Here is a 20,293-nt window from a genome sequence, read left to right on the forward strand (position 1 = left end):
GACGCGCCCGAAGAATGGGTCGAGGCCTCCGACTCCGGGGGCCGCTGCACCCTCCACATCCTTCGAGGACCGCTCATGCCCGCCCGCAGACCCTTTCGTCGCGCCACCTTGCTCAGGCTCGCCCTCGTCGGGCTGGCCGTTGCCGCAGTGGTTGTCGGCGGGTGGTCGTCCAGCCGGCGCGCGCCCGGCCAGGACGCCACGCGCTCCGCCGCGACGGGGGAGCTGGCGGTGCAGGCGGCCGCGACGGGTGCGTCCAAGGACACGTCGGGTCTGCGTCCTCTGAGCGGTGAGGTGGCCGCGCTCGTGCCGGATGAGCCGTCCTGGGTGGAGATCCCGTGGACGTCTGACGCGCCGGTCTGCGCGGTCTCGGTCATGGTCACCGCGGAGGGCGCGAGCGTGACCTACCCGTGGAGCACCAGGGCCTTCTCGTCGTTCTACCGCGAGGACCGACTGGCTGCCTCCGCCAAGGACTACACCGCCGTACGCGTCCGGCTCCCGGCGTCCACCACGGCGACGACCGTGTCGGCCGACGGCGACGACCGTGTCGGCCGACGTGACGGCCAGGTTCACGACGAGCCACGGCGCCGCGGGCGGCACGTGCGTCGGCAGCACGAAGTCGCGCACCTACAGCGTGACCCTCCCCGTGCGGGGCTGACGGGTCGGCTCAGGGCAGGTCGAACGGCGGTGGCCCCGACTGGGCTGCCGAGCCCCTGGTGCCGGGAGGATCGATGACGCCGTAGTTGGCGTCGTCGCGCTCGGGACCCGTTGCGGCCCAACCCAGCTCGACCCCCATCGGCAGCGCGTCACCACCAGCCGCGCGCTGGGCGCGTGCCTCCTCGATGCCGCGGTGCTCGGCGCGCCACACGCGGGCCTCGCTCGCGACGACGTCGATGTCGGTCCAGGCGCGGGCCTCCTCGGCCGAGAACCCGGCTGACACCCAGCGGACGCGTTCCGAGTGCGTGATGCCGGCCGCGTCGAAGGCCCGCGCCTCCTCGGGTGTGAGCGCCGGGTCCGCGTCCCGCAGTCGGCGGACGTCGCGCGCGGGGAATCCGGCCTCGTGCCACCTCCTCGCCCGCTCGATGTCCTCGGCCTGCCACACGGCGATGTCCTCGACCGTCAGCCCTGCCGCCAGCCACGGCGCGAGGTCAGCCGGGGTGCGGTCGAGCAGGACCATCCCGAGCCGCTCCACCGGCGCGTCCGCGGGAAGGCCGGCCTGCCGCCACGCCACGATGCGCTGCACCGCCTCGTCGCCCGGCTGTTCGAGCATGCAGACGATCTCGCACCAGGCTCGCGTCTGGGCCGGGTCGAGCCCTGCGCCACCCTCGGCCATCGGGGCGGCGAGCACCTCCAGGTGGTGTGGCGCCAGGCCGAGCTTGACCCACGTGTCGGACTCCGCCCCCAGTCTGCCCGCGTCCCGCCAGGCACGCGCGGCATCCGCCTGGTGGCCGGTCCACAGCGACCACAGCTCGGACTCCGGGCGGGGCAGCAGGTCCTGCGCGGCGCGCATGAGGGCGGTGGTGTCCCAGCCCATCCGGCTCCTGTCGCGGTGCTGCGCGAAGAGCAGCCGCAGGCTCGACACCCGCAGCGACGGCCAAGGGGAGCGGAGCAGCCAGAGGCGGTCCCGAGGCGGGGGTGCCATACCGAGCGACCGGGCCTCGCGCGCGAGCAGCCAGAGCTGGTGGGTGTCGCCGCCCATCTCGGGTCCGAGGACGAGGTCGTCCTCGCCGAACGACACGAGCCCGAACTTCGGCATCCGGTCACGCACCCAACGGCGGTGCTCGCGGGGCCAGATGGCCGGAAGGAAGGCGGAGTCGGAACCCATGAGGCCGTTGGGGAGCGGCTCGAACCCCTCGGCGGCGAAGGCGGCCACCTCCGGGAGGTCGGCGGGCCCCGGGAGGCTGAGACGTTCGCCCGGCGCCAGGGGCCGGTCCTCGCCGTACTCGAGCATGCGCTCGATCTCGGCCAGCGCAGGCGGCAGCGGCTCCAGTTCCCCCTCGGCCACCGCGGGTGGTTCATCGCGACCCCAGGGGTCCTCTGTGTCCGACATGTCGCCTCCCACGTCGGAGTGTAGGGACCGGCTCGGCTGAGAGGTCGGAAACGGCAGTGGGGCTCACCCGACGGACTGCACCGAGAGACCGAAGGACCTCGCGAGCCGAGCGAGGGTCGTGTGGTCGCCGGTGGCAGCGGCAGTGCGGAGCGCGACCGTGGGGGCGTGGAGCAGACGCCCCGCGTTGACGTGCGCTGCGCGGTCCGCCGCCTCGGGTGGGAGATCCGGCTGGCGACGCAGCAGCTCGTCGCGGCACTCCTGCCGGACCTGCTCGCGCAGCGCCTGGATGAGGGGACCCGCGGCTCGCGCGGCTAGGTCGTCCACGAGACGGCTCGCCGCGGCGGCGACGACGTACTGGGCCTGCTCCAGGGCGGCGAGCGTCGCGGGATCGTTGCGGGCGTCGTCGTGCAGGGCGGCGAGCTCGACGACGCGGACTCGCTTCGCCCGCTCCACTGCCGGGTCGACGTTGCGAGGAACCGACAGGTCAACCACGGTCAGGGTCTTGGCCCGGCCCATCATCGCGGCGTGCACGTGACCAGCGGTGACCACCGGCTCGGCAGCCGAGGTGGCACAGATGAGCAGGTCCGCCTGCCTGATCTCGCTCACCAGGGCGTCGAGGGAGCAGACCGCATCGGGGTCGGCCAGTTTCGCGGCATACAGCTCGTTCCGGGCGGCGACGCGGGCCGGCAGGCCGAGCTCGGCCAGCCGGGTGAGGGCCGCGGCCGCCATCTGCCCCGAGCCCACGACCAACGTGCGAGGCGATCGCTCCTCGACCAGCCCTTCGAGTCCGATGTCCACGGCCCGGCGAGCGAGCGACCGGTTCAGTCGCCCGAGCTCGGCGTGGGCATGCGCGCGTTCGGCGCTGCGGAGCGCCGCGGGGATGAGCCGTTGGAACAGGGGCCCGATCGTGCCCACGGTCTGGGCCACGCGGAAGGCGCGCTGCACCTGCAGCTGCACGTCAGCCTCTCCCACGACCCGCGACTCGAGACCCGCCGTGACGCGGAAGAGGTGCTCGACGACTGCCGATCCGCCGCGCGCCTCGAACGCCGATGCCGCGGCCGCGTGGCCGATGTTCGCGCGTCCCAGGAGCACCTCGACGAGACTCGCCACTCCGGGCCGGCCCGGACGGGTGACGGCGTAGAGCTCGGTGCGGCTGCACGTCGAGAGGGCGACCGCCTCGACGTAGCCGGCGGCGCGGAGCCCGTCCAGCAAGTGCGGCAGGTCGGCGGGTCGGAGCGCCGTGCTCTCGAGGAGCTCCTGCTCCGAGCCGGTGTGGGAGACGCCGACCATCACCAGTTGTCCGAGCACACGGCCCACCTCCACCCCTTCGCCGCACATGCCGCAACGCCAGCACGGGAACCGTAGGGGGCCGACCTCCAGAAAATCTTGGGTGAGTCGGGGGCCCGTCCAGGTCAGGTCGGGTTGAAGTCGACGAGGTGCAGGTGGAGGGTGCCGCCGGTGGGGGCGGGGTAGGTCCGGCCGAGGCGTGAGCGGGATCGGGGACTGCGGCGCAGGCGCCGGGGTGGATGACGGGGTGGGCCGATGTGCAGGCCGTGTCGGGTGGTGAAGGTCAGGCCGTCCGGGTGGGTGGGGTCCCCGGTGATGCTGAACTCGCCGCGGTGGTGGGCGTCGTGGTGGAACGGGCACAGGGCGAGGAGGTTGGTGAGGTCGGTGGGTCCGCCGTGGCGCCAGTGTTTCTGGTGGTGGATCTCAAGGGTGCGGGTGCTGGCGCAGCCGGGGAAGCGGCAGCCGCGGTCGCGGTCGAGGACCAGGACCCGGGTGCGGTGCGGGACGACGCGTTGGGTGCGGCCGACGTTGACGGGGTGGCCGCTGGATTCCCAGACGGGGGTGAGGGTGCCGTCGCAGGTCAGGCCTTCGACGATGTGCTTCGGGAGGCGGGGCTGGCCGGTGAGCCAGCCGCCGTCGGTGTCGAGGTGGACCTGGACGCGGTAGCGGGCTCGCCGAGCGGCTCCGCCGGCTCCACCCGTGCCGGCGCTGTCCAGTGAGCGGGTGGCGAGCACAGTGAGGGCATCCGCCCAGGTGATCCGCGGTGCGCCGCCGTCGGTGACGTGGTGGTCGGGGTCGAGCACGTCGCCGTCGTTGCTGGTGTCGCTGCCCGTGGTGTGGAAGAGGTGGTCCTTGGCCTCGGTGAGGGCGGCTTCGACGAGGGCGCCGATCTCGGCGGGGGCGTCGTAGCGCAGCCGGAAGCGGCCGTCGGCGTAGCCCATCGTCAGGGTCGCTGGCTCGACCGGTTCTGGCGCCTCGTCGGGAGAGTCCACAACGGGTTGGAGGGTGAAGTCGTAGCGCGAGACGGTGCGTTGCAGCTGGGTGACGGTGGCGTGCTGGGCGAACTCGGCGACCGTTGCATCGAACTCGGCCGGGGTGTGGCGGGCCACGACGGCGGCCTGGTCGAGGCTGATCCGTCCCTCGCGCAGGGCTGTGCTGGTGGCGGGCAGCTCGTCGGCGCGGCGGGCGAGCAGCAGGATCGCGGCGGCTTGTCCGCGGGAGAGTCCGGCGCGCAGCATGAGCCAGTGTTCAGGCGAGCGGAGCCCGGCGGCCTGCCAGGAGCCGTCGGTCAGGACGGTGGCGACGAAGTCGACGAGGCGGGCGTGGGCGTCGTGCAGGTCGGCGGCCAGGGACGCGACGTGGTCCCAGTCCTGCTCGATCTGCTGCGCGCTGCTCATGCTCCTATCGTACAGGTGTTCGAAGCAGGATGGAAGGCGTGTCCACAGCAATTCCATTCCGTGCCAGTCGAATTGGTGAAGACTCAACTGGGATGCGCGCGACCCCGAGGCCGTGATGCCCTCTGCAGGGCGGCGACGAGCTGGGCCACCGTCGGAGACCCTGAGGGGCCCGCGGGGGAGGCGTACAACCGGCACGCCAGCGCCGGCCGCGCCCCGGACGTGGCAAAGGGGTCCACCCCGTCGAGCAGGATCGTGGGCGACCCGACGAAGCCGAGCCGCTCGGCGTCCTCGACCGTCCCCACCCGCTGCTCGGTGACCTCGAGGCCGACCCCGAGCTCGCGTGCGGCGGCCTCGAGGTTGTCGCGGGCGACGGTCCAGCTCGGGCACCCGTCGATGTACTGGAGCGTGACGCGAGTGCTCATGCCCCCATCCTCACCCAGCTCTGGACCCGCCGGACGGGCCCGTGCTCGAATGGAGGGGTGCGGTTCGAGGTCGACACGAAGGCCACACCCCAGCAGGTCCTGCGCGCCTTCACGGACTTCACCGATCGCCGGCCGGAGATCTGGGAGGGCACCCTCGACCCGAAGAGGTACGAGCTGCGCGAGCAAGGCCAGACCTGGGCGGTCACGCGCGAGAGCAGCCCGGGATCTCCCGTGTGGCTCGTCGTGCGCTACGACTGGTCCGACCCCTCCGTGGTGCGCTGGACTGTGCTCGAGAGCAGCTACGGCGGCGGGGGTGACGGCTCGGTGCGCATCACACCGGGGCCGGGTAGCGGGAGCCACCTCGACGCGGAGTGGGACAGCACCGGGGCCCGGCTGCTGCACAGGCCGTTGCTGGTCGTGATCCACCGCAGCCCCCTCTGGCGGATGATCAGGCGGCGGTGGACCGGCATTCTGGACCGCTACGCCGAGAGGGACCCAGACTCGACCGCCGCCTGATCGCCGCCCGACCGCGTCAGCGGAAGCGGCCGGCGAACTCGCCCGGTGTCAGGCCGGTGGCGAGGCGGAAGTCGCGGGTGAAGTGGGCCTGGTCGGCGTAGCCCAGCTCGGCCGCGATGCCCGCCAGGTCGGCGTCGGAGTCGCGCAGCCGGTCGGCGGCCTCCTGGAGCCGGCGCCGGCGGATCAGCCACTTCGGGCCGAGCCCGATCCGCTTGTGCAGCAAGCGTTGCAGGGTGCGCTCGCTGACGTCGAACCGGGCGCACAGGTCGTCGACGCGGAGCAGCTCGGGGGAGGTCTCGACGTCCTCGACGATGGCGTTGACGAGCAGGCCCTCCTCGTCGACCGGGAGGAGATGGGCCAGCGCGGCCTCGACCAGGTCGCGGGCCTCGGCCTGCGCAGCGGGCGACTCGGGGTCGGCCCCCATGGCCTCCCGGACGCCTCCGGCCAGCGCGGCGCCGTCGATGGTCGCGAGTGACGAGAGGTCCACGAATCGGTCGGTCATCTCGCGTACCGGCGCACGCGTCAGCAGGTGACCTGCGGCCGGCTGGAGCATCAGCCCCACGGCCCAGCCCCGGCCCGAGAGGACCGACCTGGACAGCCCCGGGACCACGCCGTAGAACCGCGCGTAGGTGTTCGACACGACGATCAGGCACACGGGGTACTGCAGCACCTGCTGCTCGGAGTCTCGTCCCGACGGCACGTCCCACACCGGGATCCAGAAACGCCGGGCGAGGTCGCCGAGGCCGGGGGAGACGGAGGCGCGCGCGATCGACCACGTGTGGTCGGTCGGGTCGACGAGGTGGGCCCGCTCGACCTCGTCGCGCGTCGTCGTGCGCCCTTCTCGGCCCCCCGGTGCGGTCGTCACGTGTCGGAAAGTATCAAGACCCACCGACCGTGGGCTGCCTACCGTCGGTCGCATGACAACCAACGACATCCCCGAGACCTTCGCGCGCCGGGCCGCAGCCTTCACCGCCGTCGTCGAGCGCCTGGGCGACGCCGACTGGGACGCGGCCAGCCCCTGCGAGGGCTGGAGCGCGCGAGACGTGCTGGACCACGTCATGACCTCCCAGCGCACGTTCCTCGAGCAGCGCGGCATCGAGCCAGGCCTCCCCGACGCTGCACCTGCGAACGCCGCGCACCCGGCCGATGCGTGGCGCGCCCACGACGCACGGTTGCAGCAGCTCCTCTCCGATCCGGGGGTCCGCGACCGCGAGTGTGCCGGCATGTTCGGCACGACGACCGTGGGCCGGTCGCTCGTCGACTTCCACGGCTTCGACCTGCTCGTCCACCGCTGGGACATCGCGGCTGCGGCGGGTCTCGACGAGCGCTTCACCGACGCCGAGCTCGACGTCGTCGAGCAGTCGGCCGACGGCTTCGGCGAGCACCTCTACGACGAGGGCGTATGCCGTCCGGCCGTGTCCGCGTCGGCGGGCGCCGATCGTCAGGAGCGGGTGCTCGCGCGTCTCGGCCGGCAGGTCCCGGCGCCGGAGCGGGTCAGGGGGTGAAGCCGGGCAGCGCCCCGCGCAGCCACGACAGCATCTCGGGCAGCACCGGGGGGATCGTGTCGACGCGGTGGCCACCGGTGCGCAGCACCACCGACGTCACCGACATGGGCGCCCGGACGCTCTTGAGGAAGGCGACGAGCTGGGGGTATGCCGTCGGGTCGTCCTTGCTCGCCATGAGCCACAGTGACACCGGCGGTGCGCCGGTGCGGGCCAGGTGGGCGAGGTCGTAGTTGCCGACCCCCTTGGTCAGCGGGTCGTACGCCGGCCCGAACTCCGGACGGAAGTAGCCCATCAGCGACATCGCAGCGCCGTAGGTGTCCGGGTGGTGCATCGCCAGCATCGTGGCGCACCAGCCGCCGTACGAGAATCCCATCGCGGCCCACGAGGTGCGCTGGAGCGAGACCCTGAGGTGGGCCGCCGCCCAGGCCGGGACGTCGCGGGCCAGCCAGGTCTCGGTCTGCAGACCGGTGCGGCCGGGCGCGTTGACGCACTCGGTGTCGAGCGAGTTCGGGGTGTTGATCTGCGGCATGACGATGATGGGGGCGCGGACCGCGTGGCGGTCCACGAGGTCCTGGAACGTCGTGTCGAGGGCGAAGCCGCGGAAGTTGGAGCGCGGGGTGCCCGGATAGCCCGACAGCGACTCGATGACCGGATACGTCGTGGCCTTCGCGGGGTCGTAGCCCTTGGGCAGCAGCACGAGCACCTCGCCGGTGAGGCCGGACTGCTTCCCGGTCACCGTGTAGGTCTGCACGCGCTGACCCGGGCTGGGTAGCGGTGGGAGCACGGCCGATCCGTGGAGCGCGCCGCGCAACCGCACGCTTCCGCCGGCGTGCGGGTCGCCCGCCGTGACGACGTGACCCACCTGCTCCGAGCCGGACCCGAAAAGGTCCGCCCACGACACGTAGAAGAGGTACTGGTCGTTCATGAGCACGCCGGCGAGGAGCAGGACGAGGCCGTTGAGCAGCAGGGCCTGCCCGGCGCGCACGGCGATCCGCCATGGCTTGCGACGCGGGTGCGGCCATCCCACGGCGACGAGGACGAAGACGACGACGGCGAGCACGCCGACGACGACAGGTAGTCCTGCGTCGGTCAGACCCATGGCGTCAGGAAAACAGGGGACCGTGACTGCACGCTGGGCGACGGCTGCGCGCGCGCTGGACGACCGCTGGGTCGTTTCTGAGGTCAGTCTGGGTGCAGCCCGTGGACGCCCGAGCCGGCGTCGACGGGTCTCGTCCTCGGGCTCACCGCGCCCACAGGTACTCGACCTCGGGCCGCCCTGCCCCGGCATACCTGGATCGCCGCACGGCCACCCTGCTCTCGCAGAGGTGCTCGGCATAGCGCCGCGCCGTGACTCGGCTGACGCCGAGCGACTCCGCGAGCTCTGTCGCCGAGCGGCCGCGGTCCGCATCGCGGAGCGCCTGCGCCACCCGCGCGAGCAGCTCCTCTCCCATCCCCTTCGGCAGGCGGGCCTCAGTGGCGACGCGAGCCCCCGCGAAGACCTCGTCGACCTCGGCCTGGGTGCCCACCTCCGCGCCGCTCGACACCTGCTCGCGGTAGGCGCGGTAGGCCAGCAGGCGGTCGCGCAGCGTCGCGAACACGAACGGCTTGAGCAGGTACTGCACGACACCGAGCGACACGGCCGCGCGGACGACGTCCAGGTCGCGGGCGGAGGTCACCGCGATGACATCGGCGCGGTGACCGGCGGCCCGCATCGCGCGCACGACGTCGAGGCCGTGCCGGTCGGGCAGGTTCATGTCGAGCAGTACGACGTCGATCGGTTTGTCCTGCAAGGCTTTCAGGGCTGCCTGTGAGGTTCCGACGGTGGCCACGACCTCGAAGCCGGCGACCCGGCCGACGTAGGCGCTGTGGGCCTCGGCCGCGATCGGCTCGTCCTCGACGACGAGAACGCGCAGCAGCTCCTCGTCACCCATCTCCCTCTCCTCTCGCGCCCGCCGGCAGCCGCACCGTGAACGTGGCCCCGGGTGGTCCATGGACCTCGAGCGTGCCCCCGAGTCGCTCGACCGTCTGGCTCACGAGCGCCAGCCCGATGCCGCGGCGGCCTGCACTGCCCTGTTCCTTGGTCGACCACCCGCGGCGGAAGGCCTCCTCCACCCCGCCGGGCGGCAGCCCCGGCCCGTCGTCGGAGACCTCGAGGACGGCATACGCCTCGTCGACCCAGGAGTCGAAGGTGACGTGTCGTTCGGGTCGCGGAGGCCCTCCCTCTGCTGCGACGGCGTCGAGCGCGTTGTCGATGAGGTTGCCGACGATGGTCACGACGTCGCGCGTCGGCGCGACGTCACGCGGCCAGTGCGCGCCGGGCTCGATGCCGAAGGCGATCCCGCGCTCGTGGGCCTCGGCCGCCTTGCCGAGCAGCACTGCGGTCAGGGCCGGTTCGTCCACCGAGCCGACGACCCGGTCGGTGAGCAGCTGTGACACCTGGAGCTCGTCGGTGGCGAAGGCGATGGCTCGGTCGGCGTGCCCGAGCTCGATGAGGCTGACGATGGTGTGCAACCGGTTGGCCGACTCGTGCGCCTGCGACCGCAGCGCCTCGGTGAGCCCGCGTGCCGAGTCGAGCTCGCCGGTGAGGGCCTCGAGGTCGGTGCGGTCGCGCAGCGTGGCGACGTGGCCGAGCAGGCGCCCCTTCCAGCGCGCCGGCCCCCGGTTGAGCACGAGCACGCGGGCCGCGGTGACGTGCAGCTCGTCCTCGTGGGTGGCGTCGTCGGTCAGTGCTGCGACCAGCGGGGCGGCGAGGCCGAGCTCGGAGACGGGGCGCCCGACGGCGTCCGGAGGCAGCGACAGCAGGCGGCCCGCCTCGTCGTTGGCCAGCCGCAAGCGCCCGTCGAGGTCGGTGATGATGAGGCCCTCGGTGACGGCGTGGAGCACGGCGTCGTAGTACTCGTACATCTCGCGCAACTGTTGCTCGCCGAGACCGTGGGTCTGGCGTCGGATGCGTCGCGCGACGAGCGCGGTGCCCAGCCCCGACAGGACCGCGGCGACGACGCCGGCGAGCAGCAGCCCGGGCAGCTGCGCACGCACCCGCTCGCCCACGGCCGACTTGCGGATGCCCACCGACACGAGGGCGACGACCCTGCCCCGGTCGGTGACCGGCACCACGACGCGTGCCGACGGGCCGAGCGTGCCGGTGTAGTCCTCCTCGACGACGCCACCCGCGAGCGCATCCTCGGTGTGACCGATGAACTTCTTGCCGATCTGGGTCGGGTCGGGGTGCGTGTAGCGGATCGCATCGCGGCTCATGACGACGACGAAGTCGGTCTGCGACTGCTGCTGCACGCGCAGGGCGTACGCCTGCAGGGCCTGCGTGGGGTCGGGCCCCTGGACGGCCGTGATGACGTCGGGGGTGGCCGCCACCGTGCGGGCCACGGCGAGCGCGCGGGCCAGCGCCTCCTGGTCACCGGCCCGCTGGGCCTGCACGAACGCCCCGGCGAGGCCGGCCGCCACGACGAGCACGGCGACGATCACCTGAAGCGCGAACGTCTGGCCGGCGACGCTCCAGCGACCGGGCGCACCCAGCGCGCGGGTAAGGGGACCGGGAGGCGAGCTCAACGGCACACGTCCGGCCGCGAGAACTCAATGAACACAATCGTGACCCTAGTCACTGGCCACGGCAGCCTCGTCACATTCACCGGTCGCGTGCCCAGTGCACGGACCCAGCCAACGGAGGTCACCGTGAGTTCCACCGCCGACAGCGCCGTCGACGCCCACCCGGGCTCGACCCCCAAGCGCGACCGCACCCATTTCCTCTACATCGCCGTCGTCGTCGCGATGGTGCTCGGCATCGCGGTCGGGTACTTCTTCCCCGACTTCGGCAAGAGCCTCAAGCCGCTCGGCACCGGCTTCGTCAACCTCATCAAGATGATGATCACGCCGATCATCTTCTGCACGATCGTGCTCGGCATCGGCTCGGTGCGGAAGGCCGCCCAGGTCGGCAAGGTCGGCGGCCTGGCGCTCGGCTACTTCGTCGTCATGTCGACGGTCGCCCTGGGCATCGGCCTCGTCGTCGGCAACATCATCCACCCCGGTGACGGACTCAACCTCACGGCCGCGGTCGCCGGTGCGGGCACGTCGCAGGTCGACGCCAAGGCCGAGGGTCCCGTCGAGTTCCTGCTGGGCCTGATCCCCGACACGCTCGTCTCCGCACTCACCTCCGGTTCGGTGCTCCAGGCGCTGCTCATCGCCCTCCTCGTCGGCTTCGCCCTGCAGAAGATGGGCAAGGCCGGCGAGCCGATCCTCGGCGGCATCAAGCACCTCGAGCGCCTCGTCTTCCGCCTCATGGCGATGATCATGTGGGTCGCCCCGGTCGGCGCCTTCGGCGCGATGGCCGCCCTCGTCGGCGCCACCGGCATCAGCTCGCTCAAGAGCCTGGCCGTGCTCATGGGCGCCTTCTACCTGACGTGCTTCATCTTCGTCTTCGCCTTCCTCGGGTCGATCCTCAAGCTCGTCACCGGCTTCGGTGTGTGGTCGCTGCTCAAGTACCTCGGCCGCGAGTTCCTCCTCATCCTGTCGACGTCGTCGTCGGAGTCGGCCCTGCCGCGCCTCATCGCGAAGATGGAGCACCTCGGCGTCTCCCGTCCGGTCGTGGGCATCACGGTGCCGACCGGCTACTCCTTCAACCTCGACGGCACCGCGATCTACCTGACGATGGCGAGCCTCTTCATCGCCGAGGCCATGCAGAAGCCGTTCAGCATCGGCCAGCAGATCGGCCTGCTCGTCTTCATGGTCATCGCGAGCAAGGGAGCCGCGGGCGTCAGCGGTGCGGGCCTCGCGACCCTCGCCGGTGGCCTGCAGTCGCACCGCCCCGACCTCGTGCCGGGTGTCGGCTTCATCGTCGGCATCGACCGTCTCATGAGCGAGGCGCGAGCCCTGACGAACTTCGCCGGCAACGCCATCGCGACGGTCATCATCGGCACGTGGGTCGGTGAGATCGACCGCGACAAGGCCGCCCGGGTGCTCTCCGGCCAGGACCGCTTCGACGAGTCGAGCATGCTCGACGTGAGCCACGACCGGCCGGTCGCCGGACCCGACGGCCCGCAGCGCGAGCCCGATCTCGTCGGAGCTATCTGAGCGCGAACCGCGCCCACCTGTGCGACGCCGCGACCCGGCATACCTGATCAGGTATGCCGGGTCGTCGCCATTCCTCCCCATTCGTGGCCCATGTCACGTGAGCTGTTCTCGTGCGTGGGAACCATTGCGGCACAGCGAGTTTCGGGAACCTTTGCAGCGAGCGGCCCGTTGAGGGCCGCTCTCGTTTTGCCATGTGCCGAACCGGCGGGCACAGTTTACGGTTCTACGAGACATCTGTGACACGCAACGTGAGGAGAAGACGGCGCCCTTCGTCGGGGGGCCGTCAAGATGCATGAGTGAACTGACCAAGACTTCCGACGAAGCGCTGCACCCGGCGCTCGAGCCGCCACCGGTGAACCACGAGGATGCCGCGCCGTCCCGCGTCGACAAGGTCGTGTTCGGCGTCGCCGCGGCCGTGGCCATCGGCTTCGTGCTGTGGGGTGCGCTCGGCACCGAGAGCCTCAGCACGAGCGCCTCGAACGGCCTCGACTTCGTCGTGCACAACACGGGCTGGCTGTTCTCGCTCGTCGCCTCCGGCTTCGTCGCCTTCGTCATCTGGCTGGCCGCGAGCAAGTACGGCAACATCCCGCTCGGCGGTGACGGCGAGGCTCCCGAGTTCCGCACGTCGTCGTGGGTGGCGATGATGTTCTCGGCCGGCATGGGCATCGGCCTGATGTTCTACGGCGTCACCGAGCCGCTCACGCACCTCGTGAAGCCTCCGCCCGGCACGGGCGCAGCGGGCAACCCGCAGGCCGTGCAGACCGCGATGGCCACGACGATGTTCCACTGGTCGCTGCACCCGTGGGCGATCTACGCCGTCGTCGGCCTCGCCGTCGCGTACGGCGTCTTCCGCAAGGGCCGCTCGCTCCTCATCAGCTCGGCCTTCGCGCCGCTCTTCGGTGAGAAGCGCGCCAACGGCCCTGCCGGCAAGGTCATCGACATCTTCGCGATCTTCGCGACGCTCTTCGGCTCGGCGACCTCGCTCGGTCTGGGAGCGCTGCAGATCGGCTCCGGCCTCGAGATCGTCGGCGGCATCGGCAAGGTCGGCAACGGCGTGCTCATCGGCATCATCGTCGTGCTGACGATCTGCTTCATCCTCTCGGCCGTCAGCGGCATCGAGAAGGGCATCCAGTGGCTCTCGAACATCAACATGGTGCTCGCTCTCGCCCTGGCGTTCTTCGTCTTCGTCGTCGGCCCGACGATCTTCATCCTCAACCTCGTCCCGACCACCATCGGCTCCTACCTCAAGGACCTCGCGATGATGTCGGCGCGCACCGACGCCGCGGGTGGCGACGGCATGAAGGACTGGCTCGCCGGCTGGACGATCTTCTACTGGGCCTGGTGGGTCAGCTGGACGCCCTTCGTCGGCATGTTCATCGCCCGCATCTCGCGCGGCCGCACGATCCGCCAGTTCGTCTCGGGCGTGCTGCTGGTGCCGTCGGTCGTCTCGCTCATCTGGTTCGCCATCTTCGGTGGCGCCGGCATCAAGCAGCAGCAGAACGGCCAGGACATCGCCGGCCAGTCGACGCCCGAGGGCTCGCTCTTCGCGATGCTCGGCCACCTGCCCTGGCCGACGGTCACCGCGATCGTCGTCATGCTCCTCGTCGCGATCTTCTTCGTGTCGGGTGCCGACGCCGCGTCGATCGTCATGGGCACGCTCTCGGAGAAGGGCACGCTCGAGCCGTCGAAGAAGACCGTCATCTTCTGGGGCGCCGCCACCGGTGCGGTCGCCGCGATCATGCTGCTCATCGGTGGTGAGGACGCGTTGTCCGGCCTCCAGAACGTCACGATCGTCGCGGCCCTGCCGTTCCTCGTGATCATGGTCGGGCTGGCCGTCGCGCTCGTGAAGGACTTGTCGCGCGACCCACAGGTCGTCCGTCGCCAGTATGCCGTCGCGGCCGTCGAGCACGCCGTCGTCGCGGGCGTCAGCGAGCACGGCGACGACTTCTCGCTGACGGTGCAGGAGACCGCCCCGGGCGAGGGCGTCGGCGAGATGGTGCAGACCGACCCGGTCGAGTCCGTCCAGCCCGTCGCGCCCGTCGAGTCCCCCGACTCGACCGCGGACGGCGGCTCCCACGAGGTCACCGAGCACACCGAGAAGGTCGGCGCCTCGATGCGGCTCTGATTCTCGTCCCCTCCACAGGTCGTGCGTCCCCCTGGTTGCCGGGTGGGGCGCACGACTGCGTCCGCACCGGGCTCAGCCGCGAAAGTGCGCCATGGCGCGGTTGGCCCGGTCCCCGGAGCCCCGTACGAGGTCATCACCGACCCGGTGGCACGATGAGGAGTGTGCGGCCCGGCGCCCGGTGACCCCGGCGACATGCCCGACTGACAGGAGTTCTCGTGAAGGCGACCACCGCCAAGCTCATCGCCGACCCCGACGCCGCGCTGCTCGCGGCGGCCACGCACGGTGACGCCGACGGGGTGGCCGCGGCCCTGCGCGCCGGCGCCCACCTCGAGGTCCGGGACGCCAAGCGGCGCACGGCGCTGCTGCTCGCCGTCACGGGCGACCATGTCGACGCCGCACGGGTGCTCGTCGCGATGGGAGCCGACCCCGATGCGCTCGACGACCGCCACGACACCCCGTGGCTCGTCACCGGCGTGACCGGCAGCGTCGCGATGCTCGAGGCGCTGCTGCCGGCAGGCCCGGACCTGGAGTTGCGCAACCGCTACGGCGGCGTGTCGGTCATCCCGGCGAGCGAGCGGGGGCACGTCGACTACGTGCGCCGCGTCGTGAGCACCGGCATCGACGTCAACCACGTCAACGACCTCGGCTGGACCGCCCTGCTCGAGGCCGTCATCCTCGGCGACGGCGGGGAACGCCACCAGGAGATCGTGCGCATCCTCCTCGCCGCAGGTGCCGACCGGTCCATCGCCGACAAGGAGGGCGTGACCGCACTCGAGCACGCCCGGTCCAAGGGGTATGCCGCCATCGCCCGGATCCTGGAGCAGCCGGCGTGATCCTGCCTGACGTCCGTGACCCGCGGCTGGTCACGATCCGCCGGGGCGGCGCGCTGACGGACGAGGACCACCGGCTGCTCGCACTGTGGGCGGCCACCTGCGCCGAGCACGTGCTGCCCCTCTTCGAGCAGGAGGAGCCGACCGACAAACGCCCGCGCGAGGCCGTCGAGGCAGCCCGGGCGTGGGCCGCGGGGGAGATGCGGATGATGGACGCCCGCGCCCGCGGTGGGCACGCCATGGGTGCAGCGCGGCCACTGCGCGGGGCCGCCAGGTTCGCTGCGTACGCCGCCGGGCAGGCCGCGTGCGTGGGCCACGTCCCCGAGCACGACCTCGGCGCGGCGGCATACGCGATCAAGGCCGCTCAGGCAGCGGACCAGCGCGGCGGTGGGGCCGGACGACGCGAACGCGACTGGCAGCGCGACCAGCTCCACCCGAGCATCAGGGCGCTCGTGCTGGAGGACCAGGCGCGCCGCAACGACATCTGCTGGAGCGTCTTCGAGGACTGAGCAGCCGTGTGCGTCTTCCCGGAACCGCTTGCCGGTCAGGTGAACTCGCGCACCAGCTCGGGGCTGACCTCGGCCATGACGGCATACGCCCGATCGACCGGGACGTCGACGATGTCGTAGTGCTGGGCGCCCGCCGCGGTCGTGGCGACCAGCGTGGCGACGCCGGCTCGACGCTGGAAGGGCGACTGCTGCACCGTCCACCCGATGATGCCGGGACGGTCGAGCACGACGCGCTGCCGGTCGAGCGACCCGTGGCGCGTCACGAGGTGCGCGGGCGTGACGGCGTGCCCGAGCGCCCGCGAGCGGTCCAGCCCGAGGGCAGTGGCGGCTAGGAGCAGCAGCGGCACGAGGACGAGGACCGCGGGACTCCAGTCCCACAGGCGCGACGCGAGCACGAGGGCGACGGCGACGGCGGCCGCGGGCACGAGCGCGCGGGTGAGCCGCCGTCGGTGGGCGGCGGGGCCGTGCCCGACCACGGGGCCTGAGACAGCGGCCTCGTCGGGGCGGATGAGGGCGGCGAGTGGCGTGACCACGGAGGCGGGCGCCGGCGGGCACAGCCAGTCCGCGCCGCCGCCACCGCGGCCCTGCTCGTGAGCGAGGCCGGTCGTGACGACCTTCAACCGACGGGCCCCGGCGAGACGCAGCCCGAGGGGCTCGTCGAGGCGGATCCCGCGGATGCGGGAGGCGTCGATGCTCGTCTCGCGGTTGGTGAGCAGGCCGCGACGGGTGTGCAGGGTGCCGAGCCGGTTGCGGGTCAGGCGGAAGCCCCAGAACGTCAGCAGGTAGCCCGCGACGGCGAGGAACGACACGATGACCAGCACGATGAGCACGTCGACCCACCACGTCAGGCCGGCGACCCATCGGGCGCCGTCGCGGAGGACGGTGCGCTCCTGCGAGTAGCGCGAGAGGACCTGCGACACGAAGGCAACGACCGCTGCGGCGCCGGCAAGCCCGGTGACGGTGAGCGGGGCGTAGCGCACCCAGGACGGGTCGAGCCGCACGAGCAGCTCGTCGAGGGCTTCGGGTGGCCCCGCTGCGTCGGCGGGTGCCTCAGCCGGCAGCACGGGCGCGCCGGTGGGGGCGGGCAGGTCGGACACCGCGGAGTCGACTGCCTCGACCCGGTGGAGCAGCTCGGCCCGGAGGGCTCGGGCCGCGTCGATGCCGAGCGAGTCGAGCACGAGGTGGTCGTGGCCGCTGCCGGCGGTCGAGATCTCGACCTTGGCGAGGAAAAGCACCCGGTGGTGCACCTTGGCGGTGAGGTCGACGGCGCGCACCTTGTCGAGCCGCGCCGTGGTCGTCTGCTTGTTGAGCAGGCCACGCCTCAGCTCGATCTGCCCGTCGCCGATGCGGTAGCGGGTCGTGGCCCAGCGCAGCACGCCGAACGCGAGGATCGCCGGCAGGGCGACCAGCTCCCAGCGGTCGTCGCCCTGCGAGCCGAGCCGGGCGACGAAGATCGCGAGGAGAGCCGGGAGGAAGCGGACGAGGGTCTCGAGTGGGTGGATGAGCAGCATGCGGGCGTCGAGCCGCCGCCACGAGCCGTCGGGTTGGCTCCCGGTCGGTTCGGTCACGTGGCGTCGTCCGTCTCGGCGGCAGTCGCGGTGGTCAGCGCCTGGACGAGTGCCGTGGCGACGGCCAGGTCGAGGCCGTGGATCCGGACGGGTCCGGCGGCGGAGGCCGTCGTGACGGTGACCGAGGCCAGCCCGAGCAGCTGGGCGACCGGGCCACGCTCGAGGTCCACGGTCTGCACCCGGCTGAGCGGGGCGATCCGGCGCTCCTGCCAGAGCCACCCGGTCTGGGTGTAGACCGCTCGGGCCGTGGACTCCCACCGGTGGACGCGGTAGCGCCAGCGCGGCATGACCGCTGCATAGGCGACGGCAGCGACGAGCCAGACGACTCCGACGACCCAGTGGGCGGTGCGCGACGGTGACGAGTCGATGAACCACCACGCGACCTGCCCGGCGAGCACGACCGCGGCGACGACGAGCGCCTCGACGGTCCACATGAGGACGGCCCGGCGCGACACCCGCTCGGCAGGTTCACGCAGCACGGCTCGAGCGCCGTCGTCCAGCTCGGTTGCCTCCACGAGCACCACGGTGTCACACGGCCGGGGTCAGGCGGCGAGAGGCTCCGCCGCGACGTTCGCGCGGGCCTCCACGAGCTGGGCGTAGCGGCCCCCCGCGGCGAGCAGCGTCTCGTGGTCGCCGATCTCGGCGACCCGGCCGTGGTCGAGCACCGCGATCTGCTCGGCGTCACGCACGGTCGAGAGCCGGTGCGCGATGGTCAGCGTCGTGCGGCCGGCCATGAGCCGGTCGATCGCGGTCCGCAGCTCACGCTCGGTCTCGTTGTCGAGGGCGCTCGTCGCCTCGTCGAGCACGAGGATGCGGGGGTTGCGCAGCAGGGTGCGCGCGATCGCGAGCCGCTGCTTCTCCCCACCCGAGAAGCGGTGGCCCCGGGCGCCCACGACGGTGTCGAGGCCGTCGGGCAGGCCGGCGACGAGCGTCGCCACCTGCGCGGTCTCGAGGGCCCGCCAGAGGTCGTCGTCGGTGGCGGCAGGTGCGGCGAGCCGCAGGTTGTCGCGGATCGAGGCGTGGACCAGGTAGGTGTCCTGGGAGACGACACCGACCAGGCCCGCCACGTCGTCAGGATCGAGGTCGCGCAGGTCGATGCCGTCGATGGTGACGCGACCCGACTGGGGGTCGTGCAGCCGCGCGAGCAGGCCGGCGAGGCTCGACTTGCCCGAGCCGGTCTCGCCGACGAGTGCCAGCGTCGTGCCCGCGGGAAGGTGCAGCGTGACGTCGTCGACGGCATACGTCGGCTCGGTGGCGGTGGGCTCGTGGCTCAGGCTGACGCCCTCGAAACGGACCTCGCCGCGGATCTGGTCGTGCTGCACCGCAACGGGGTGCGCGGGTGCCGCGATGTCGACGGGAAGGTCGAGGTAGCCGAAGATGCGGCTGAACAGGGCCATCGAGGTGACCCACTGGGCGCCGACGTCGAGGAGCCCCATGAGCGGGCGGAAGATCGCGCCCTGGAGGGTCGTGAAGGCGATGAGAGTGCCGATGGTCATGCCGCCGGAGGTCGCCGGGAAGCCTGCGGCGAGGTAGATGAGCGCCGGGATGGCGGCGAAGACGATCTGCATCGTCGCCATGCGCCACCGGCCGGCGAGCTGCGAGCGCAGCTCGAGGTCGATGAGGTCGGTGGACGTCGCGGTGAAGCGGTCGGCCGTGGCGTCGCCGGCGCCGAGCGTCTTGATGAGCGTCGCGCCGCTGACGGTGAGGCCCTCCTCGACCTGGCTGTGCAGCTCGGCGAGGCGACGCTGGCGCTGGGTCGTGATGTCGCGACGGAGCAGGGCCACCCGGCGGGTCAGCACGACGGCCGGCGGGATGACGAGCAGGGAGAGCAGCGAGAGGCGTGGGCTGAGCGCGACCATGGCGATCGCCGTCGCGACGGCTGTCGTCACGTTGCTCGCGATGCCGGTCGCGGTCGAGGTGATGACCGACTGCATGCCGCTGATGTCGTGGGTGAGGCGGGACTGCACCTCGCCGCTGCGGGTGCGGGTGAAGAAGGCGACGGATTGGCGCTGCAGGTGGCGGAACACGTCGGTGCGCAGCCCGTGCATGACGCGCTGGCCGACGGTCGTGGTCAGCCAGGTCTGGACGACGCCGAGCAGCTGCGCCACGACCGTGACGGCGAGCATGCCGCCGACGGCCCACAGCAGCAGGCGCACGTCCTGGGGCGGCAGCGCGTCGTCGATGACGGCGCGCAGCAGGAACGGCTGGGCCATCGAGATGACCGACGTGGCGACGATGATCGCGGTGACGACGGCGACGACGCGCGAGTGGGGGCGGAAGAGGCGCGCGACGCGCGCCAGTGGGACGGGGGACTCGGCGAGCTGGGCGCGGTCGTTCGGGTCGACCTTCTCGGGGCGCATGCCGTTCGGGCCGCCGCGGCCTCGGGAGGTGTGGGTGGTGTCGTTCAAGAGCTACTCCATTCGTGGACTCCGATTCATGATACTGAGGTTACCTCACTATGAGGCAAGTGCCAAACTCGCGTATGCTGCCGGGCATGTGCCCAGCCCACCGGCCGTCCCCGTCGGGCCCCGCTTCCGACGAGCCGTCTTCCGACGAGGCGTCGCTCGACGAGCTGCTTCTCGGCGCGGCCCGCGCCCTGCGTCGACGCTGGGCGAGCGGCCTCGGACCCGACCTGTCGCCCCACGACGCGCGCGCCCTGCGGGTCGTCGGCCACCACGGACCCACCCGCCTCGGTGTCGTCGCCGAGCACCTGCGCATCGCGCCGCGGTCGGCGACCGACGTCGTCGACCGTCTCGAGTCCCGGGGCCTGGTCGCTCGTGCCCCCGACCCGGCCGACCGCCGGGCGATGACCGTGTCGCTGACGCCACGCGGGGAAGAGGTGCTCGCGCAGGTCGACGCCGCCCGTCGCGAGGGTGCCGCGGACTTCTTCGGGGGCTTGACCGACCGCGAACGCGCCTCCCTCGCAGCCGTTCTCGCGCGCCTCGACGACCGTCCTTCCAGGTGACAGCACCACCCGGCCGCGTTCTAGACTGCCCTGCCGCCCA

Annotated in this window: 19 protein-coding genes; 8 read left to right on the forward strand and 11 right to left on the reverse strand. The window is 72.1% G+C overall.

Annotated features, from left to right (window positions below; all coding sequences use genetic code 11):
- The first annotated feature begins 75 nt into the window (after positions 1 to 75).
- Positions 76 to 732: a hypothetical protein gene (locus AB4091_RS08835; protein ID WP_442291362.1), complete on the forward strand. Its 657-nt coding sequence runs from the start codon at positions 76 to 78 to the stop codon at positions 730 to 732.
- On the opposite strand, the gene AB4091_RS08840 is transcribed toward AB4091_RS08835, so the two are convergent.
- From AB4091_RS08840 to AB4091_RS08855, 4 genes are all read right to left on the reverse strand, one after another.
- Positions 665 to 2,047, reverse strand: a complete 1,383-nt coding sequence (locus AB4091_RS08840) for a hypothetical protein (RefSeq protein ID WP_442291363.1) — start codon at positions 2,045 to 2,047, stop codon at positions 665 to 667. The genes AB4091_RS08835 and AB4091_RS08840 overlap by 68 nt on opposite strands.
- 63 nt (positions 2,048 to 2,110) lie before the next feature.
- Entirely contained in the window at positions 2,111 to 3,355 is a 1,245-nt protein-coding gene (hemA, locus tag AB4091_RS08845; RefSeq protein ID WP_442291364.1) for a glutamyl-tRNA reductase, read from the reverse strand.
- Positions 3,356 to 3,459: 104 nt separating this feature from the next.
- The gene (locus AB4091_RS08850) at positions 3,460 to 4,731 is read right to left on the reverse strand and encodes a DUF222 domain-containing protein (protein WP_442291365.1); all 1,272 of its coding nucleotides are present in this window, start codon (positions 4,729 to 4,731) and stop codon (positions 3,460 to 3,462) included.
- Between the two features lie 83 nt (positions 4,732 to 4,814).
- Positions 4,815 to 5,153, reverse strand: a complete 339-nt coding sequence (locus AB4091_RS08855; protein ID WP_442291366.1) for a thioredoxin family protein — start codon at positions 5,151 to 5,153, stop codon at positions 4,815 to 4,817.
- A 57-nt stretch (positions 5,154 to 5,210) separates the two neighbouring features.
- Here AB4091_RS08855 and AB4091_RS08860 point away from each other — a divergent pair, with 57 nt between their 5' ends.
- Entirely contained in the window at positions 5,211 to 5,669 is a 459-nt protein-coding gene (locus AB4091_RS08860) for a hypothetical protein (protein WP_442291367.1), read from the forward strand.
- Between the two features lie 16 nt (positions 5,670 to 5,685).
- Here the strand turns inward: AB4091_RS08860 and AB4091_RS08865 are convergent, their stop codons facing one another.
- Positions 5,686 to 6,534, reverse strand: coding sequence for a helix-turn-helix domain-containing protein (locus AB4091_RS08865; RefSeq protein WP_442291368.1), 849 nt, complete (start codon positions 6,532 to 6,534; stop codon positions 5,686 to 5,688).
- A gap of 52 nt (positions 6,535 to 6,586) precedes the next feature.
- Between AB4091_RS08865 and AB4091_RS08870 the strand changes: the two genes are divergently transcribed.
- Complete coding sequence (locus AB4091_RS08870) at positions 6,587 to 7,174, forward strand: TIGR03086 family metal-binding protein (RefSeq protein ID WP_442291369.1); 588 nt, start codon at positions 6,587 to 6,589, stop codon at positions 7,172 to 7,174.
- Here the strand turns inward: AB4091_RS08870 and AB4091_RS08875 are convergent.
- The 3 genes from AB4091_RS08875 to AB4091_RS08885 all read right to left on the reverse strand — a co-directional run bounded on the left by AB4091_RS08875 (position 7,164) and on the right by AB4091_RS08885 (position 10,744).
- The gene (locus AB4091_RS08875; protein WP_442291370.1) at positions 7,164 to 8,273 is read right to left on the reverse strand and encodes an alpha/beta hydrolase; all 1,110 of its coding nucleotides are present in this window, start codon (positions 8,271 to 8,273) and stop codon (positions 7,164 to 7,166) included. The two genes, AB4091_RS08870 and AB4091_RS08875, sit on opposite strands and share 11 nt — an antisense overlap.
- 142 nt (positions 8,274 to 8,415) lie before the next feature.
- Positions 8,416 to 9,105, reverse strand: a complete 690-nt coding sequence (locus tag AB4091_RS08880; protein ID WP_442291371.1) for a response regulator — start codon at positions 9,103 to 9,105, stop codon at positions 8,416 to 8,418.
- Entirely contained in the window at positions 9,098 to 10,744 is a 1,647-nt protein-coding gene (locus tag AB4091_RS08885; RefSeq protein WP_442291372.1) for a sensor histidine kinase, read from the reverse strand. The genes AB4091_RS08880 and AB4091_RS08885 overlap by 8 nt, the downstream gene beginning before the upstream one ends.
- A gap of 117 nt (positions 10,745 to 10,861) precedes the next feature.
- Here AB4091_RS08885 and AB4091_RS08890 point away from each other — a divergent pair, with 117 nt between their 5' ends.
- The 4 genes from AB4091_RS08890 (at position 10,862) to AB4091_RS08905 (ending at position 15,720) form a co-directional block, all read left to right on the forward strand.
- The gene (locus AB4091_RS08890) at positions 10,862 to 12,256 is read left to right on the forward strand and encodes a cation:dicarboxylate symporter family transporter (protein WP_442291373.1); all 1,395 of its coding nucleotides are present in this window, start codon (positions 10,862 to 10,864) and stop codon (positions 12,254 to 12,256) included.
- Between the two features lie 292 nt (positions 12,257 to 12,548).
- On the forward strand, positions 12,549 to 14,381 hold the full coding sequence (locus tag AB4091_RS08895; protein WP_442291374.1) for a BCCT family transporter: 1,833 nt from the start codon (positions 12,549 to 12,551) through the stop codon (positions 14,379 to 14,381).
- A 215-nt stretch (positions 14,382 to 14,596) separates the two neighbouring features.
- Positions 14,597 to 15,214, forward strand: coding sequence for an ankyrin repeat domain-containing protein (locus AB4091_RS08900; RefSeq protein WP_442291375.1), 618 nt, complete (start codon positions 14,597 to 14,599; stop codon positions 15,212 to 15,214).
- Entirely contained in the window at positions 15,211 to 15,720 is a 510-nt protein-coding gene (locus AB4091_RS08905; protein WP_442291376.1) for a putative immunity protein, read from the forward strand. The genes AB4091_RS08900 and AB4091_RS08905 overlap by 4 nt, the downstream gene beginning before the upstream one ends.
- A 35-nt stretch (positions 15,721 to 15,755) precedes the next feature.
- Here AB4091_RS08905 and AB4091_RS08910 read toward each other — a convergent pair whose 3' ends face one another.
- From AB4091_RS08910 to AB4091_RS08920, 3 genes are read right to left on the reverse strand one after another with little or no spacing between them, the layout of a single operon-like run.
- Entirely contained in the window at positions 15,756 to 17,288 is a 1,533-nt protein-coding gene (locus tag AB4091_RS08910) for a PH domain-containing protein (RefSeq protein ID WP_442291377.1), read from the reverse strand.
- Positions 17,285 to 17,803, reverse strand: a complete 519-nt coding sequence (locus tag AB4091_RS08915) for a PH domain-containing protein (protein ID WP_442291378.1) — start codon at positions 17,801 to 17,803, stop codon at positions 17,285 to 17,287. The genes AB4091_RS08910 and AB4091_RS08915 overlap by 4 nt, the downstream gene beginning before the upstream one ends.
- Positions 17,804 to 17,830: 27 nt before the next feature.
- Complete coding sequence (locus tag AB4091_RS08920) at positions 17,831 to 19,648, reverse strand: ABC transporter ATP-binding protein (protein WP_442291403.1); 1,818 nt, start codon at positions 19,646 to 19,648, stop codon at positions 17,831 to 17,833.
- Between the two features lie 134 nt (positions 19,649 to 19,782).
- On the opposite strand from AB4091_RS08920, the gene AB4091_RS08925 reads away from it, so the two are divergent.
- Positions 19,783 to 20,253 (forward strand): MarR family winged helix-turn-helix transcriptional regulator, encoded by a 471-nt coding sequence (locus tag AB4091_RS08925; protein WP_442291379.1) that lies wholly within the window; start codon positions 19,783 to 19,785, stop codon positions 20,251 to 20,253.
- Positions 20,254 to 20,293 lie beyond the last annotated feature (40 nt).

It is taken from the genome of Terrabacter sp. 2RAF25, from assembly GCF_052115265.1.
Classification (GTDB): Bacteria; Actinomycetota; Actinomycetes; order Actinomycetales; family Dermatophilaceae; genus Terrabacter.